This is a genomic window from Priestia megaterium, from assembly GCF_041941685.1.
GTDB classification, from domain to species: domain Bacteria; phylum Bacillota; class Bacilli; order Bacillales; family Bacillaceae_H; genus Priestia; species Priestia megaterium_C.
The window spans coordinates 4,396,144-4,411,691 of the sequence record NZ_CP130958.1 but is presented as its reverse complement, the minus strand read 5'-3'; the positions used below and the strand labels follow the sequence as shown (position 1 = coordinate 4,411,691).

General features: G+C 38.5%; 17 protein-coding genes and 1 pseudogene. All 18 read left to right on the top strand.

All coding sequences use genetic code 11. The annotated features are described in order from the left end of the window. Positions 1 to 161: 161 nt before the first annotated feature. Positions 162 to 1,291, top strand: a pseudogene (gene dnaJ, locus Q5794_RS23415) (molecular chaperone DnaJ). A gap of 117 nt (positions 1,292 to 1,408) precedes the next feature. Further along, positions 1,409 to 2,350 (top strand): 50S ribosomal protein L11 methyltransferase, encoded by a 942-nt coding sequence (gene prmA, locus Q5794_RS23410; protein ID WP_013085059.1) that lies wholly within the window; start codon positions 1,409 to 1,411, stop codon positions 2,348 to 2,350. A 19-nt stretch (positions 2,351 to 2,369) separates the two neighbouring features. Continuing rightward, positions 2,370 to 3,122, top strand: coding sequence for a 16S rRNA (uracil(1498)-N(3))-methyltransferase (locus Q5794_RS23405; protein ID WP_014458184.1), 753 nt, complete (start codon positions 2,370 to 2,372; stop codon positions 3,120 to 3,122). Between the two features lie 5 nt (positions 3,123 to 3,127). Then, positions 3,128 to 4,486 carry a tRNA (N(6)-L-threonylcarbamoyladenosine(37)-C(2))-methylthiotransferase MtaB gene (gene mtaB / locus Q5794_RS23400; RefSeq protein ID WP_013059238.1) on the top strand — a complete coding sequence of 453 codons (1,359 nt, stop codon included), beginning with the start codon at positions 3,128 to 3,130 and terminating at the stop codon, positions 4,484 to 4,486. Between the two features lie 226 nt (positions 4,487 to 4,712). Further along, entirely contained in the window at positions 4,713 to 4,886 is a 174-nt protein-coding gene (gene rpsU / locus Q5794_RS23395; RefSeq protein WP_013059237.1) for a 30S ribosomal protein S21, read from the top strand. Positions 4,887 to 4,901: 15 nt separating this feature from the next. After that, entirely contained in the window at positions 4,902 to 5,345 is a 444-nt protein-coding gene (locus Q5794_RS23390) for a GatB/YqeY domain-containing protein (protein ID WP_013059236.1), read from the top strand. Positions 5,346 to 5,523: 178 nt separating this feature from the next. Beyond that, positions 5,524 to 6,855 (top strand): nodulation protein NfeD, encoded by a 1,332-nt coding sequence (locus Q5794_RS23385; RefSeq protein WP_060746218.1) that lies wholly within the window; start codon positions 5,524 to 5,526, stop codon positions 6,853 to 6,855. Further along, the gene (gene floA, locus Q5794_RS23380) at positions 6,855 to 7,838 is read left to right on the top strand and encodes a flotillin-like protein FloA (RefSeq protein WP_013059234.1); all 984 of its coding nucleotides are present in this window, start codon (positions 6,855 to 6,857) and stop codon (positions 7,836 to 7,838) included. Before Q5794_RS23385 ends, floA begins: the two co-directional genes overlap by 1 nt. A 31-nt stretch (positions 7,839 to 7,869) precedes the next feature. Then, positions 7,870 to 8,331: a hypothetical protein gene (locus Q5794_RS23375; protein WP_013059233.1), complete on the top strand. Its 462-nt coding sequence runs from the start codon at positions 7,870 to 7,872 to the stop codon at positions 8,329 to 8,331. Between the two features lie 60 nt (positions 8,332 to 8,391). Next, a complete protein-coding gene (gene yqfC / locus Q5794_RS23370) occupies positions 8,392 to 8,676 on the top strand; it encodes a sporulation protein YqfC (RefSeq protein ID WP_013059232.1) in 285 nt (94 codons plus the stop codon). Positions 8,677 to 8,692: 16 nt separating this feature from the next. Next, positions 8,693 to 9,880 (top strand): sporulation protein YqfD, encoded by a 1,188-nt coding sequence (gene yqfD / locus Q5794_RS23365; protein WP_214984277.1) that lies wholly within the window; start codon positions 8,693 to 8,695, stop codon positions 9,878 to 9,880. A gap of 3 nt (positions 9,881 to 9,883) precedes the next feature. After that, positions 9,884 to 10,858 carry a PhoH family protein gene (locus Q5794_RS23360; RefSeq protein WP_013085052.1) on the top strand — a complete coding sequence of 325 codons (975 nt, stop codon included), beginning with the start codon at positions 9,884 to 9,886 and terminating at the stop codon, positions 10,856 to 10,858. A gap of 63 nt (positions 10,859 to 10,921) precedes the next feature. Next, positions 10,922 to 13,030, top strand: a complete 2,109-nt coding sequence (locus Q5794_RS23355) for an HD family phosphohydrolase (RefSeq protein ID WP_374989248.1) — start codon at positions 10,922 to 10,924, stop codon at positions 13,028 to 13,030. Next, positions 13,027 to 13,497: an rRNA maturation RNase YbeY gene (gene ybeY, locus Q5794_RS23350; protein ID WP_025750544.1), complete on the top strand. Its 471-nt coding sequence runs from the start codon at positions 13,027 to 13,029 to the stop codon at positions 13,495 to 13,497. The genes Q5794_RS23355 and ybeY overlap by 4 nt, the downstream gene beginning before the upstream one ends. Continuing rightward, positions 13,481 to 13,852 carry a diacylglycerol kinase family protein gene (locus tag Q5794_RS23345; protein WP_136789639.1) on the top strand — a complete coding sequence of 124 codons (372 nt, stop codon included), beginning with the start codon at positions 13,481 to 13,483 and terminating at the stop codon, positions 13,850 to 13,852. The genes ybeY and Q5794_RS23345 overlap by 17 nt, the downstream gene beginning before the upstream one ends. A gap of 91 nt (positions 13,853 to 13,943) precedes the next feature. Next, a complete protein-coding gene (locus Q5794_RS23340; RefSeq protein WP_098626970.1) occupies positions 13,944 to 14,342 on the top strand; it encodes a cytidine deaminase in 399 nt (132 codons plus the stop codon). Next, positions 14,335 to 15,240 carry a GTPase Era gene (gene era, locus Q5794_RS23335; RefSeq protein WP_013059225.1) on the top strand — a complete coding sequence of 302 codons (906 nt, stop codon included), beginning with the start codon at positions 14,335 to 14,337 and terminating at the stop codon, positions 15,238 to 15,240. Before Q5794_RS23340 ends, era begins: the two co-directional genes overlap by 8 nt. Before the next feature lie 155 nt (positions 15,241 to 15,395). After that, positions 15,396 to 15,539 (top strand): YqzL family protein, encoded by a 144-nt coding sequence (locus Q5794_RS23330; RefSeq protein WP_214984278.1) that lies wholly within the window; start codon positions 15,396 to 15,398, stop codon positions 15,537 to 15,539. Positions 15,540 to 15,548: the final 9 nt, after the last annotated feature.

Genomic DNA, 15,548 nt, shown 5'->3' with positions numbered 1-15,548 from the left:
TTCTTGGCTTTGACTTTTTTAACGTGGAAAAGCGAAAGGGAAAGTTTTTCACTTGGCTCTCTGCGTGCACGGGAGCAATAGAAAGTAACTTTTATGTTGCTATGGAATTATTAATAATGATACAATTACGTTTATGTGAAACGATTCGGGAGTGAGTATTGATGAGTAAGCGAGATTACTATGAAGTACTCGGTATCAGTAAGAGCGCTACAAAAGATGAAATAAAAAAAGCATACCGCAAGCTTTCTAAACAATATCATCCAGATATTAACAAAGCGGAAGATGCTGCTGACAAATTTAAAGAAGTAAAAGAAGCATATGAAGTATTGAGTGATGACCAAAAAAAGCACAATACGATCAATTTGGTCATACTGATCCAAATCAAGGCTTTGGCGGCTTTGGTGGAGGCGGCTCAGACTTTGGCGGCTTCGGCTTTGAAGATATTTTCAGCTCGATCTTTGGTGGTGGTGGTCGCAGACGTGACCCTAATGCTCCGAGACAAGGTGCCGATTTACAATACACGATGACACTTTCTTTTGAAGAAGCTGTTTTCGGAAAAGAAACAACAATTGAAATTCCACGTGAAGAAACGTGTGAAACATGTCACGGTTCAGGTGCAAAACCTGGTACAAAAGTCGATACATGTTCGCACTGTAATGGTTCAGGTCAGTTAAACGTTGAACAAAACACGCCGTTTGGCCGCGTGGTAAATCGACGTGCGTGTCATCATTGTAATGGTACGGGAAAAATCATTAAAGACAAATGTGCAACTTGCCATGGTGACGGTAAAGTAACAAAACGACGTAAAATTAATGTTAAAATTCCAGCTGGTGTAGATGATGGTCAACAGCTGCGCGTTAGTGCTCAAGGAGAACCAGGGGTAAATGGTGGTCCTCCGGGAGATTTATACGTAGTGTTCCACGTGCGCACTCATGAATTCTTTGAACGTGATGGAGACGATATCTACTGCGAAATGCCTTTAACGTTTGCTCAGGCAGCGCTAGGTGATGAAGTAGAAGTACCAACTCTACATGGCAAGGTGAAGCTGAAGATTCCTGCTGGTACACAAACGGGGACGAAATTCCGTTTAAAAGGAAAAGGTGTGGCAAACGTACGAGGGTATGGTCAAGGAGATCAGCATATTCACGTTCGAGTTGTAACTCCAACAAAAATATCAGAAAAACAAAAACAATTATTGCGTGAGTTCGCTGAACTGAGCGGTCAAGAAGCCGTTGATGAGCAGCATGATTCCTTTTTTGCAAAAGTAAAACGAGCAATTAAAGGAGAATAATTGTCTTTCATAGTAAACAGAGACAGGTTGGTAAAGGTACTTTGCCAACCTGTCATCTGTCATGTTCATATTTAAAATCCTATATTACTGAAGGCAGAAAGGATGAAGTTGGTAGCAATGAAATGGTCTGAAATTTGTATTCATACAGCGCAAGAAGCAATTGAACCCATCTCTCATATTTTACATGAATCAGGAGCTAGCGGGGTAGTCATTGAAGATCCTGCTGATTTAGTGAAGGACAGAGATACAACTTTTGGTGAAATCTACGATTTAAACGTAGAAGACTATCCAGAAGAAGGTGTAGTGATTAAAGCATACCTTCCAGTTAACAGCTTTTTAGCAGAAACTGTGGATGGTATTAAAAAAGAAATTAATGGACTGCTTGTTTACGACTTTGATTTAGGAGCTAACAAAGTTACGATCAGTGAAGTGAACGAGGAAGAGTGGGCCACTGCTTGGAAAAAATATTACCATCCCGTGAAAATTTCAGAGCGTTTTACGATTGTACCAACTTGGGAAAACTATGAAAAAGTAAGCACAGATGAATTGATTATCGAGCTTGATCCCGGAATGGCTTTTGGTACAGGTACGCATCCAACGACGGTTATGTCTCTTCAAGCATTGGAAAGAACAGTGAAAGCAGGAGATACTGTTATCGACGTGGGTACAGGTTCAGGAGTGCTAAGTATTGGCGCAGCTCTGTTAGGAGCAAGTAATGTACAAGCTCTAGACCTTGATGAAGTAGCCGTACGTTCTGCCCGCGAAAATATTGAACTGAATCAAGTTGGGAACGTCGTAACAGTAGGTCAAAACAACTTATTGCAAGGTATAGAAGGACCGGTTGACATTGTTGTGGCGAATATTCTAGCTGAAGTAATCGTTCGTTTTGTAGACGATGCTGCAAAGGTATTAAAGCCAGGAGGCATGTTTATTACATCAGGTATTATTAGTGCGAAAAAAGAAGATGTCAAAAAAGCGTTAACGGGAGCGGGCTTTGTTATTCAAGAAGTAACGCTTATGGAAGACTGGGTAGCAATTATTGCGCAAAAACAAGCTTAACAAGTGAGAAGGTGTCAAGATGCAACGTTATTTTCTGCCAAATGATCAATTTCAAGAGCAAAGTGTCATAGTGACACATGATGATGCCCATCATATCTCACGTGTCATGAGAATGAATGAAGGATCACAGTTTATTGCCTGTAATGAACAGGGGCAAGCTGCTTTGTGTGAAATTGAAAATATTTCCGCTAACGAAGTGAAAGCATCTATTATAGAATGGATAAGCGAAGAAAAAGAGCTTCCAGTCCATGTTACAATTGTGAACGGTCTGCCTAAAGGGGATAAGCTCGAGCTTATTATCCAAAAAGGGACAGAACTTGGGGCGTATAAGTTTATCCCTTTTATTGCGGCTCGTTCAGTTGTTAAATGGGATGATAAAAAGAGTCAAAAAAAATTAGATCGCTGGAACAAGATTGCTAAAGAGGCTGCAGAACAATCTCATCGTACGATTGTACCAGCAGTAGAAGCCCCAATTTCTTTTAAAAAACTAGTAGAAATTAGCGGTGACTATACTCATAAAGTTGTAGCCTATGAAGAAAGAGCGAAGCAAGGAGAAACATCTCATCTGCATGCTGTTCTTTCAGCTTTAAAACCCGGCAATTCCGTGCTTGTGGTTGTAGGCCCCGAGGGTGGTTTGACCGAGCAGGAAGTAGAAGTATTAGAAGAAAATGAATTTACAATAAGCGGATTTGGTCCGCGAATTTTACGAGCAGAAACAGCTCCTTTATATGCGCTGTCTGCTATATCTTATCAAACTGAGTTAATGAGGTGACGATTATGTCAACAGTTGCTTTTCACACGCTAGGGTGTAAAGTAAATCACTATGAAACAGAAGCAATTTGGCAATTGTTCAAAGGCCAAGGCTATGAGCGTGTTGAATATGAACAAACTGCCGATGTATATGTAATTAATACATGTACGGTAACAAATACAGGAGATAAAAAAAGCCGTCAAGTTATTCGCAGAGCTGTGCGAAAAAATCCAGATGCGGTTATTTGTGTAACTGGGTGTTATGCTCAAACTTCGCCTGCTGAAATTATGGCCATTCCTGGTGTTGATATCGTAGTAGGTACACAAGATCGCGTTAAGATGCTTGATTATATTGAACAATTTAAAAAAGAGCGTCAACCGATTAACGGCGTAGGAAATATTATGAAAACACGCGTATATGAAGAGCTAGATGTACCGGCTTTTACAGACCGTACACGTGCTTCGTTAAAGATTCAAGAAGGCTGTAACAACTTCTGTACATTCTGTATTATTCCATGGGCGCGCGGTTTAATGCGATCACGTGATCCTAAAGAAGTAGTAGCACAAGCACAGCAGCTAGTGGATGCAGGATATAAAGAAATTGTGTTAACAGGTATTCACACTGGCGGATACGGAGAAGACATGAAAGATTACAATCTTGCCCAGCTTCTTCGTGATTTAGAATCTCAAGTAAAAGGGCTAAAACGTATTCGTATTTCGTCAATCGAGGCAAGCCAAATTACGGACGAAGTGATTGAGGTACTAGATCAATCAGAAATGGTTGTACGTCATTTGCATATTCCTCTTCAATCAGGTTCAAATACGGTATTGAAGCGCATGCGTCGTAAGTATACAATGGAGTTCTTTGGTGAGCGCTTAAACCGTCTGAAAGAAGCTCTTCCTGGATTAGCGATTACATCAGATGTTATTGTTGGCTTCCCAGGTGAGACAGAAGAAGAGTTTATGGAGACGTATAACTTTATTAAAGAGCACGGTTTTTCAGAGCTTCACGTATTCCCGTATTCTAAACGTACAGGTACGCCAGCAGCTCGTATGACCGACCAAATTGATGAAGAAGTAAAAAATGAACGTGTGCATCGTTTAATCGAACTTTCAAATCAATTGGCAAAAGAATATGCTTCAACGTTTGAAGGAGAAGTACTAGAAGTAATTCCGGAAGAAAAATATAAAGAAGATCCTGAAAGTGGTTTATATGTAGGATATACTGATAACTACTTAAAGGTTGTGTTTAAAGCGTCTGAAGAGATGGTTGGAAAGCTTGTAAAAGTTAAAATTTCAAAAGCTGGATATCCTTATAATGAAGGTGAGTTTGTTCGCGTGCTAGATGAGGTTCATCTTCAAGATCAGGTGAAAATGAGCTCATAACACTTATTGGAAAGCTGCGTGTATACGCAGCTTTTTTCATACGTATAAAAAAGCTGAACGAGTAATGTTTTATCAAGAAAGTTCATAAAATAAAGGGGGAATAACTGCATTACTTTATGTAAAGCGGTTGACCTTAAGGAATCATTATATTATAATTGAAAAAGACATGTCTAACATGTCATTTCATTATGATGTTAGTGGTTTTGTTCGGAGGGAGGGAATTAGAATGTCAAGAACAGTTGTTCGTAAAAACGAATCGCTTGAAGATGCTCTTCGTCGCTTCAAACGTTCAGTTTCAAAAACTGGTACGTTACAAGAAGCAAGAAAGCGCGAATTCTATGAAAAGCCTAGCGTAAAGCGTAAGAAGAAATCTGAAGCTGCTAGAAAACGCAAGTTCTAATAAGAGGGTGGATTTATGAGTCTTCTCGAGCGTTTAAATAGTGATATGAAACAAGCGATGAAAAACAAAGAGAAAGAGAAGCTTGGGGTCATTCGTATGGTCAAAGCATCTCTTCAAAACGAAGCCATTAAGTTAGGAACTGACCTAACTGAAGCAGACGAGTTGACGGTTATTTCTCGCGAATTCAAACAACGTAAAGACTCCCTCCATGAATTTGAGAAAGCAGGTCGTCAAGATCTTGTTGATAAAATTCATTCTGAATTAGCGGTTTTAGAAGTTTACGCTCCTAAACAGCTAACTGAAGAAGAGTTATCTGAAATTATTAAAACGACGATTGAAGAAACGCAGTCTTCCTCTAAAGCTGATATGGGGAAAGTTATGGGAGCGCTTATGCCGAAAGTAAAAGGCAAAGCGGATGGCTCTCTTGTTAATAAGCTTGTCCTTCAACACTTATCATAAAAAACACCTTACCTTGTGTAAGGTGTTTTTTATATGAATAATAAACGAACGTATGTTTTGTTTTTCTGGTGTGAAGAATAAAATAGATAAATTTTAAAAAATTTGAAACTATTGTTAAAGTTATTCGTATATACAGATACATACTCATACTATCTATGGAAGGAGGGAAGTGTATTCGGTGAAAACCTTATTTTCTTTCGTGTGCTTTCTTATCTTAGCCACTGGGTTATTCCCCACTATTAGCACCGCTGACGTGAAGCGCGTACACGTTATTCCTGTAAATAAAACGGTAGAAAATGGACTGCTTTCTTTTCTAAACAGATCCATTGAAGATGCGGAAAATGACGGTGCAGATTTGATTATATTGGACATAGATACTCCTGGAGGAGCTGTAGATGCAGCTTCTGAAATAGCTAAAAGCTTAACCTCAACACCTATTCCTACCGCTGCTTTTGTCGATAAAAAAGCATTATCAGCCGGAGCGTATATTGCACTTAACGCTGATCAAATTTATATGACACCCGGTTCTACAATGGGATCGGCAGCTGTGATTGACCAACAGGGAAATGCAGCAGGAAAAAAAGCTCAGTCCTACTGGTTATCGGCTATGAAGAGCGCAGCAGAACAAAATAACCGAAACCCTAAATATGCAGAAGCGATGGCAAATACAAAGATGGTAATACCTGAGCTCAACTTAAAAGGAAACGAATTGCTGACGCTCACTCCGAAGCAAGCCGAGCAAGTTGGTTATTCAGAAGGGACTGTAAAAAATTTAGACGATCTCCTAAGCGTACTTGGCTATGAAGATGCTAAACTGACGTATGCAAAAATGAGTGTAAGTGAACAAATTGCTCGTTTTCTTACCCATCCGCTTGTTGTTCCCATTTTATTATCCATTGGTGCTTTAGGAATTGTAATTGAATTGTTTACGCCTTCATTTGGTATTGCGGGCTCTATTGGAATAGCTTCACTTCTTTTATTTTTCTATGGTCATATGGTAGCAGGATTAGCTGGAATGGAAGCGCTCGTTTTATTTATAGCAGGAATTATATTGCTTCTGTTAGAGATTGTAGTACCGGGCGGAGTTTTAGGACTACTAGGGCTTGGAGCTATCATTTTAAGTTTTTTTATGTCAACAGATAATAATGTCGAAATGGGAATTTCTCTTGTAATTGCAATAGTGGTGGCACTGGGAGGTGCGTTTGTGATGATGAAATTTTTTAAAAGAAAGCTTACACCTTTCAAAAAAATGGTGCTTAATGATTCACTTAATACTGAATCTGGCTACGTGTCGAATCAAAATCGTTATGAATTAATAGGAAAACAAGGTAAAACAACAACACCGCTGCGTCCTTCAGGTACCGTGCTCATCGATGAAGAGTATGTGGATGTAGTCACTGAAGGCGGATATTTAGACAAAGATGTGTTAGTAAATATTATAAAAGTAGAGGGATCAAGGGTTGTGGTGCGGAAGCTTACAGAGCCTTTGAAAAAGGAGGACCTTAATTAATGGAAGTAGGTAGCGTATTGTTTTTTGTAGTTATTGGTCTAGCAATTATTGCTTTAGCTGTTTTTTTCACTTTTGTACCGATTATGCTATGGATTTCAGCATTAGCAGCAGGCGTTCGTATTAGTATTTTCACACTGGTCGGAATGAGACTTCGTCGAGTGATACCATCTCGCGTTGTGAACCCGTTAATTAAAGCAAGTAAAGCAGGTTTAGGTATTACCATTAATCAATTAGAAAGCCACTATTTAGCAGGCGGTAACGTTGACCGCGTGGTAAATGCGTTGATTGCAGCGCACCGAGCAAATATTGAGTTAACATTTGAGCGCGGAGCAGCTATCGACTTAGCGGGCCGTGATGTGCTAGAAGCTGTACAAATGAGCGTTAATCCAAAAGTTATTGAAACACCTTTTATTGCAGGGGTGGCTATGGATGGAATCGAAGTCAAAGCAAAAGCTCGAATTACTGTTCGTGCAAACATTGATCGACTAGTAGGGGGAGCTGGAGAAGAAACGATTATTGCTCGTGTTGGCGAGGGGATTGTTTCTACAATCGGTTCGCAAAAAGATCACAAAAAAGTATTGGAAAATCCCGATATGATTTCTCAAACGGTGTTAGGAAAAGGGCTGGATTCAGGAACAGCGTTTGAAATCTTATCCATTGATATTGCTGACATCGATATTGGTAAAAATATTGGGGCAGTTCTTCAAACAGACCAAGCGGAAGCAGATAAAAATATTGCACAAGCAAAAGCCGAAGAACGTCGTGCTATGGCCGTTGCTCAAGAACAAGAAATGCGTGCAAAAGTAGAAGAAATGCGTGCAAAAGTAGTAGAAGCAGAAGCAGAAGTACCGTTAGCGATGGCAGAAGCACTGCGCTCTGGCAATATTGGCGTCATGGATTATATGAATATTCAAAACTTGACTGCTGATACGGATATGCGTGATTCAATTGGAAAAATGTCTAAAGAAGACGATGAGAAATAATGAATCAGCTTAACAAGGAGGTTTTCTCCTAATGAATATCGTTGAAACGCTTATTAAACTAATTATTAATAATGCTTTCATTTTTGTCATCATTGGAGGGATTATTTTTAACGTTGTGCAGCGTTTTATGGCTCAGTCAAAAGAGGAAGAACAGCAGCGTTCTAAAAGAGCTCCTATGCCTCCTGTAAACAATCCTTCAAGGCGGGAAAGACCTAGATATCGACCTGTCAAAGAAGAGCCAAAAACAGCTCGTATGGAGCCGGAAACTGTTCCTTCAGCAGAAACAAATCCTTTGCAAGAAAAATTGGAAGAGCTAAAAAATCGTTCGTATCATGAACCGTCTATTCAAAAGAAAATCACAGTTGACAAACCAAAAATCACGGGTGAGAAAAACGTTTTCAAGCCCATTTCTCGTAAAGAAGCTGTTCAAGGAGTGATATGGTCCGAAATTCTAGGGCCGCCAAAATCGAAACAACGTAAATATAAACGATAAATAGATGTGATACATTAACCCCCTTTCTCATAAACATGAGATGAAAGGGGGTTCTTTTTTATGAGCAAAAAGTGGAGACACCAAATGAAAAGATGGATGACAAAAACAATGGAACTACCCGCTGATGTATTAATGGATCTTCCCCGTATTACGTTAGTTGGACAAATACACATTTATATTGAAAATCATAAAGGTTTATTAGCCTTTTCTGATACTGAAATACGCGTGTTACTAAAACAGGGACAAATGTTAATTCGAGGTGAAGGACTGGTCATTAAAGTAATACTGCCAGAAGAACTGGTTTTAGAAGGTAAAATCAATCAAGTTCTTTATTTAGAACAATAACACAAGGAGGAAAAAAATGAAGAATGGATGGACAAACTTTGTTATTGGTACCGTACGTATTCGAATTGTTGGAAAAGGAATTGAACGTTTTTTAAATAATTGTGTGAGACAACAGATTATGATTTCGAATGTCCATAAAGTTGACGGTCAGCTAGCGACAGCAACGATATTATTGAAAGATGTAAAGAAAATTCGTATACTAATTCGCAACGCAGATTGTAAAATTTATTTTATAAGAGGCAGAGGTTTTCCTTTTTTAACAAAACGAGTGATCAAAAATAGTGGATTTGCTTTAGGTTTTCTTTCTTTTTTTATTATTCTTGGTTTGCTTTCCAACATGGTGTGGAAAGTGGAAATTAGCGGTGCAGAACCACAAACAGAACATCAAATGACTAAGCAGCTTGCCAAAATAGGTGTAAAAAGAGGAGAGTTTCAATTTCTGTTAGAGAGTCCTGAAAAAATTCAGCGCTATTTAACGGATAATATGAACAATATTACCTGGGTGGGAGTAGAAGTGCGCGGCACTTCTTATCACTTCCAAGTGGTTGAAAAAAATGAGCCCAAGCTTCAGCAAAAAACACCTTACCAACATTTAATTGCTAAAAAGAAAGCCATTATTACGAATTTGTTTGTCGAAAAAGGACAACCTTTAGTCAAGGTTAATGATTTTGTCAATGAAGGCGAGGTCCTAGTTTCCGGTATTATTGGAAACGAAAAAAATAAAAAAGTAGTAGCTGCTAAAGGGAAAGTCTACGGTGAAACATGGTATAAGTCTGAGGTGGAAGTGCCTTTAAAAACTGATTTTCAGGTATTAACGGGTAATGGATATACGAAGCACTATTTAGATTTTCAAGCTTTTAAAATGCCTCTTTGGGCTTTTAACAAAGAAAAATACGGCTCAAAGGTGACAGAAAAAGTGGAGCATCCACTCTATTTTTTTAAATGGAAATTACCTCTGTCGTATGAGAAAGTTACTGTACGAGAAGAACAGAACTCGCAGCGCGTCTATTCTAAACAAGAGGCGGTGGAAAAAGCTTTGGAAATCGGTCGAAAAAAATTACTATCAACTTTAGGTGAGGATGCTAAAATAAAAGGTGAAAAAGTTTTGCACCAAGAACAGGACAATGGTAAAGTTAGATTATCAATACATTACCAAGTTATAGAAAATATTGCGAACACTCAACCAATTATTCAAGGAGATTGATGAATGTCAGAACAGCTAGTAACAATTAACGTACAACTTGATGATTCAAACGAAGCCATTTCATTATTTGGCGTACAAGATGCGAATTTAAAGCGAATTGAAGAAGAAATGCAGGTCTCTATCATTTCAAGAGGTGAGACTGTTGTAGTCTCCGGAAGTACAGAAAATGTTCAGCTAGTGGAAGAAATGCTTAAAAAGTTACTGAACATTATCCGAAAAAATATTTCCATATCTGAACGAGATGTTGTGTATGCGATTCAATTAGCTAAGAAAAATTCTCTCGAGTTTTTTGAAGATGTATATGAAGAAGAGATTGGTAAAAATGTAAAAGGTAAGACTATTCGTGTTAAGACATTAGGACAAAGTCAATACATTTCTGCTATTAAGAAAAATGATTTGGTATTTGGAATTGGGCCTGCTGGTACCGGTAAAACGTATTTAGCCGTTGTCATGGCTGTTAATGCTCTTAAAAATGGTCACGTACAGCGTATTATTTTAACACGTCCTGCTGTTGAAGCAGGTGAAAGTCTTGGCTTCTTGCCAGGAGATTTGAAAGAAAAAGTAGATCCGTACTTGCGGCCTCTGTACGATGCATTACATGATGTATTAGGAACAGAACATACGCAACGCCTAATCGAACGCGGAGTTATTGAAATAGCACCCCTTGCTTATATGCGAGGTCGTACACTAGATGATGCGTTTGTTATCTTAGACGAAGCGCAAAACACCACGATGGCGCAAATGAAGATGTTTTTAACACGACTAGGATTTGGGTCTAAAATGGTGATTACAGGAGATATTTCACAAATTGATTTACCAAAAGGAGCTCAGTCTGGTCTAGCGGCTGTCTCGAAAATCCTGACCAATGTTAAAGGTATTTCGTTTGTTCATCTAGAACAGTCAGATGTTGTGCGCCATCCACTTGTGGGACGCATCATTCAAGCGTACGAACAAGCTGACCAAAAGACCCTTTCTTAATAGGGTCTATTTTTTGTAAAAGGGGGTACGTTTGTGTCAACGTTTCGGATAATCAAGCAAACAATGGCACAGATCGAGCGATTACGGTTAATTCAAATTGGGTTATATGCCTTGTTAGGTGTAATGATGTTTGCGTCTATGTATAGCAATGTAAAGCCGCAGGAATTAGATCTCAGATTACTATCTATTTCTCCGCAAACCATTTACTCACCCGTTACCATTGAAGATAAAGAGAGCACAGAGAAAAAACGGGCAGAGGCAGAACAAGCCGTTGAAGATGTGTATACACAAAAAACAGAATACGCACAGAACCAAGTCGATCTTGTTGCATCTATTTTTGATGCGATGATGGAAGTTAATACAGAATATGAAAAAGAAGATCATGAAGATGACAGTATCGATGCCGTATTAAAAACCAAACAAAAAATGCTAGAGGACAAGCTTCCTAAAGACATTCAAAAAAACTTGCCAAAGGATACTATTAAGCAGCTGCTTCAGTCTTCTAACAGTGATTTATCGATTGCGAAAGATGCTGTAGTCACGGCCGTTCATCATGTGATGAAAGATCAAGTGAAGATTAGCGATGTAGAAGAGAAAAAAGACCAAGTAGAAAGTCAGCTTGTTTACACCAATGTCAGCAATTCCCTAAAGGATTCAATGAATGCAATTGCTAAATTCGCTATCATTCCAAATGTGATTTATGATCCACAAAAAACAGCTGAAAACCGTCAAGCAGCTGTGGAAAAAGTGGAGCCTGTCCGAATCAAACAAGGCCAGATTATTGTAGAAGAAAATCAGCTTATTAATCCTGATATATATCGTCAGCTTCAGCTCGCGGGATTGTTGAATAATAAAGGATCTATTCAGCCTTTTGCGGGATTAGCTTTGCTGATTGTAATGATGATAGCGGGCCTCATTTACTCTTTGCGTGAATTTCACCCCAAGACATATCAGCCCTTGCTGTTGTATGTATTGGTAGCAACCATTACGATTGGCCTCATGAAAATCTTAAGCTTGTTTCAGCAAATTGATTTATCGGAAATTGGTTTCTTAGCTCCTGTTGCGGTGGGAAGTTTGCTGATTCGAATTTTAATGGATGAACGCATTGCTATTTTATCAAGCATTGTATTTGCTATTTGTGGAAGCATTATTTTTAATGGTGAATTGACAACCTCGTTTAATATGAACATTGGGATCTACTTTTTAATTAGCAATATTGCTGCTATTTTATTTTTAAGCAGGCAGCACAGACGTTCACGGATTTTGCAGGCAGGTCTATTTGTGGCTATGGTAAACGTAATTATCAGCTTTGCTATTATTTTTATTAAAAATGGCCAAATCGGCACTGTAGAGCTTGGCTATTACAGCATGATGTCAATTGCATCTGGTGTTATCGCTTCCGTTTTAACTATAGGTTTGCTGCCGTTTTTTGAAAGTGGATTTGGCATTTTATCTACGATGAAGCTGATTGAATTATCGAGTCCTAATCATCCGCTATTACGCAAAATCTTAACCGAAACACCTGGAACATACCATCACAGCGTAATGGTGGCAAACTTATCTGAAGCGGCGTGCGAAACGATAGGAGCTAACGGTTTATTAGCGAGAGTCGGGGCTTATTACCACGATATTGGTAAAACGAAGCGACCGCAGTATTTTATTGAAAATCAAATGAATATTACTAATCCGCATGATAAACTAAGTCCTAAGACTAGTAAAAATATTATAATCGCACATGCTACAGATGGAGCTACCATTTTGCGAAATCACAAGTTTCCAAAAGAGATTGTAGATATTGCAGAGCAGCATCACGGAACGACTCTACTTAAGTTTTTCTATCATAAGGCACTTGAACAAACAGAAGAAAAAATTGATGAAAAAGAATATCGCTATCCTGGACCAAAGCCTCAGTCGAAAGAAGCAGCGGTTATTTGCATAGCTGATAGTGTAGAAGCAGCCGTAAGGTCAATGTCCAATCCGACTCCTGAAAAAATTGAGAACTTGGTGCGAAATATTATTAAAGATCGCTTGCAGGATGAGCAGCTTAGCGAGTGTAACGTAACGCTCAAAGAGCTAGAGTTAATTCGCCAAGCACTATGTGAAACTTTAAATGGGATTTTTCATTCCCGAATCGAATATCCAGAGATAAAAAAAGAGAAGGTGAAGGTATGAGTTTAGTTATTGATTTTATTGATGAAACAAACGAAGTAAGTGAAGAACAGCAAAAAGAGCTTGAAAAGCTGCTTGAAGCCGCTGCTATATATGAAAATCTGCAAGAGGATGCAGAAGTGTCCGTTACATTTGTGGATAATGATCGAATTCAAGAAATCAATCATCAATACCGTCATAAAAATCAGCCAACAGATGTAATATCGTTTGCGCTAGAAGAAATGGGCGAAGATGAAATGCAAATTATCGGAGATGAGATGCCAAGAGTCCTAGGGGACATTGTCATTTCGATTCCAAAAGCTCATGAGCAAGCAGAAGAATACAATCACTCGTTTATGAGGGAGCTAGGATTCTTAACGGTTCACGGTTTCTTGCACTTGCTTGGATATGACCATGAAACATCAGAAGATGAAAAAGAGATGTTTACACGTCAAAAAGATATTTTAGAACAATATGGACTCTCGCGATAAAAAGGGGATAGCTAAAGTTGTCAGTAGCTTTGGTTATGCAATAGAAGGGTTTATCTATGTTTGTAAAACACAGAGAAATATGCAAATTCACGTAGCAGCTTCTTTCATCGTCCTTTTCTTAGGCACCGTGCTGTCAATTACAGCTGGTGAATGGACGGTTGTGCTGCTTCTGATTGCAGGCATGTTCAGCTTGGAGTTAATGAATACAGCAGTTGAAAAAGTTGTCGATTTAGTTTCTCCTGAATATCACATACTAGCAAAACACGCAAAAGATGCAGCCGCAGCCGCGGTGTTGGTCTATGCGTGTTTTGCTGTCCTTATAGGAGGAATTATTTTCTTAAAGTATTTGTTTTAAAAAGGATTCTTTTTGGTTCTTTACACCCCCGTGGTATAATAAAAAAGGACAAGTTAAAAGACATGTAGAAGCGCAAAAGGAGAGCGGATAAATGGATAAGACCGGACTGATTGATGAGGCAAAAAAAGCTCGTGAAATGGCTTATGTACCGTATTCAAAATTTAAAGTTGGTGCAGCTTTATTGACGAAAGATGGAAAGGTTTATCGCGGCTGCAATATTGAAAATGCAGCTTATAGCATGTGCAATTGTGCTGAGCGTACGGCTTTATTTAAAGCCTATTCAGAAGGAGATAAAGAGTATGCAGCACTTGTTGTAGTAGCTGATACTGATCGCCCTGTTTCTCCGTGTGGAGCATGCAGACAAGTAATCTCTGAGCTTTGTCCAAAAGAAATGAAAGTTATATTAACCAATTTAAAAAATGACATACAAGAATTAACTGTGGAAGAATTACTTCCAGGAGCATTTTCATCGGAGGATTTACATGAGTAATAATGAATTTAAGTCAGGTTTTGTTTCAATTATTGGAAGACCAAACGTAGGGAAATCAACTTTTTTGAACCGAGTAATTGGTCAAAAGATTGCGATTATGAGTGACAAACCGCAAACAACTAGAAATAAAATTCAGGGTGTGTACACGGAAGATCAGGCGCAGATTGTGTTTATTGATACACCAGGAATTCATAAACCTAAGCATAAATTAGGCGACTTTATGATGAAGGTAGCGCAAAATACGCTTAAAGAAGTAGATTTAATTTTATTTATGATTAACGCAACAGAAGGCTTAGGTCGAGGCGATGAATTTATTATCGAGCGTTTAAAGGATACAAAAACGCCTGTTTTCCTTGTGATTAATAAAATTGATGAAATTCATCCAGACGAATTGTTTTCAATTATCACGAATTATAAAGACTTATATCCTTTTGCTGAAATTGTGCCAATTTCGGCTTTACAAGGAAATAACGTGGAGCGTTTGCTTGATCAAATTAAGCAGCGATTGCCGGAAGGTCCGCAATATTATCCGGCAGATCAAGTAACAGATCACCCAGAGCGCTTTATTATTACGGAATTAATTCGTGAAAAAGTACTGCATGCAACGAGGGAAGAAATACCTCATTCTATTGCCGTTGTGATGGATTCTATGCAAAGACGAGATAATGGTGCTGTTTACGTGGGCGCTACAATTATCGTCGAAAGAGATTCACAAAAAGGCATCGTAATTGGAAAGCAAGGAAAGATGTTAAAAGAGGTAGGAAGAAAAGCAAGAGCAGACATTGAAGCCCTTTTAGGTTCAAAAGTATTTTTAGAACTATGGGTAAAAGTGCAAAAAGATTGGCGAAACCGAGCGTCGCATCTCCGTGACTTTGGATTTAGAGAAGACGAATATTAATCATTTGAGTTCTTGTTTGCGTCGATTTATATCCCTTCATAAAAGAAGGTAATTTGTAAAAAATTGTGTTACATGATTTTACGTCGGAAGGCTATTCTAAACATAAGGAATTGAAATATGTATCTGATCTTTATGGTTAGAAAGGTGGGAGTTCTATGTTGAATTTTACTTGGAACGTTTTTTCACAAACAGGTAGCATTGATACTTATCTCATTTTTAAGGAACTTGAAAATGAAGTGAAAGAAAGACCCGAAACATATGAGGACAACAGCGAAAGTCTCAATTCTCCCTTGTCTTAGCCTTCTGTA

Bases quoted from the DNA above. Each gene is read 5' to 3' on its own strand.
- Q5794_RS23355 (WP_374989248.1), top strand. From the start codon at position 10,922: ATGGCACAGATCGAGCGATTACGGTTAATTCAAATTGGGTTATATGCC.
- Q5794_RS23345 (WP_136789639.1), top strand. From the start codon at position 13,481: ATGGACTCTCGCGATAAAAAGGGGATAGCTAAAGTTGTCAGTAGCTTT.
- Q5794_RS23330 (WP_214984278.1), top strand. From the start codon at position 15,396: ATGTTGAATTTTACTTGGAACGTTTTTTCACAAACAGGTAGCATTGAT.
- Q5794_RS23405 (WP_014458184.1), top strand. From the start codon at position 2,370: ATGCAACGTTATTTTCTGCCAAATGATCAATTTCAAGAGCAAAGTGTC.
- mtaB (WP_013059238.1), top strand. From the start codon at position 3,128: ATGTCAACAGTTGCTTTTCACACGCTAGGGTGTAAAGTAAATCACTAT.
- floA (WP_013059234.1), top strand. From the start codon at position 6,855: ATGGAAGTAGGTAGCGTATTGTTTTTTGTAGTTATTGGTCTAGCAATT.
- Q5794_RS23375 (WP_013059233.1), top strand. From the start codon at position 7,870: ATGAATATCGTTGAAACGCTTATTAAACTAATTATTAATAATGCTTTC.
- Q5794_RS23390 (WP_013059236.1), top strand. From the start codon at position 4,902: ATGAGTCTTCTCGAGCGTTTAAATAGTGATATGAAACAAGCGATGAAA.
- Q5794_RS23340 (WP_098626970.1), top strand. From the start codon at position 13,944: ATGGATAAGACCGGACTGATTGATGAGGCAAAAAAAGCTCGTGAAATG.
- prmA (WP_013085059.1), top strand. From the start codon at position 1,409: ATGAAATGGTCTGAAATTTGTATTCATACAGCGCAAGAAGCAATTGAA.
- yqfC (WP_013059232.1), top strand. From the start codon at position 8,392: ATGAGCAAAAAGTGGAGACACCAAATGAAAAGATGGATGACAAAAACA.
- era (WP_013059225.1), top strand. From the start codon at position 14,335: ATGAGTAATAATGAATTTAAGTCAGGTTTTGTTTCAATTATTGGAAGA.
- yqfD (WP_214984277.1), top strand. From the start codon at position 8,693: ATGAAGAATGGATGGACAAACTTTGTTATTGGTACCGTACGTATTCGA.
- Q5794_RS23360 (WP_013085052.1), top strand. From the start codon at position 9,884: ATGTCAGAACAGCTAGTAACAATTAACGTACAACTTGATGATTCAAAC.
- rpsU (WP_013059237.1), top strand. From the start codon at position 4,713: ATGTCAAGAACAGTTGTTCGTAAAAACGAATCGCTTGAAGATGCTCTT.
- ybeY (WP_025750544.1), top strand. From the start codon at position 13,027: ATGAGTTTAGTTATTGATTTTATTGATGAAACAAACGAAGTAAGTGAA.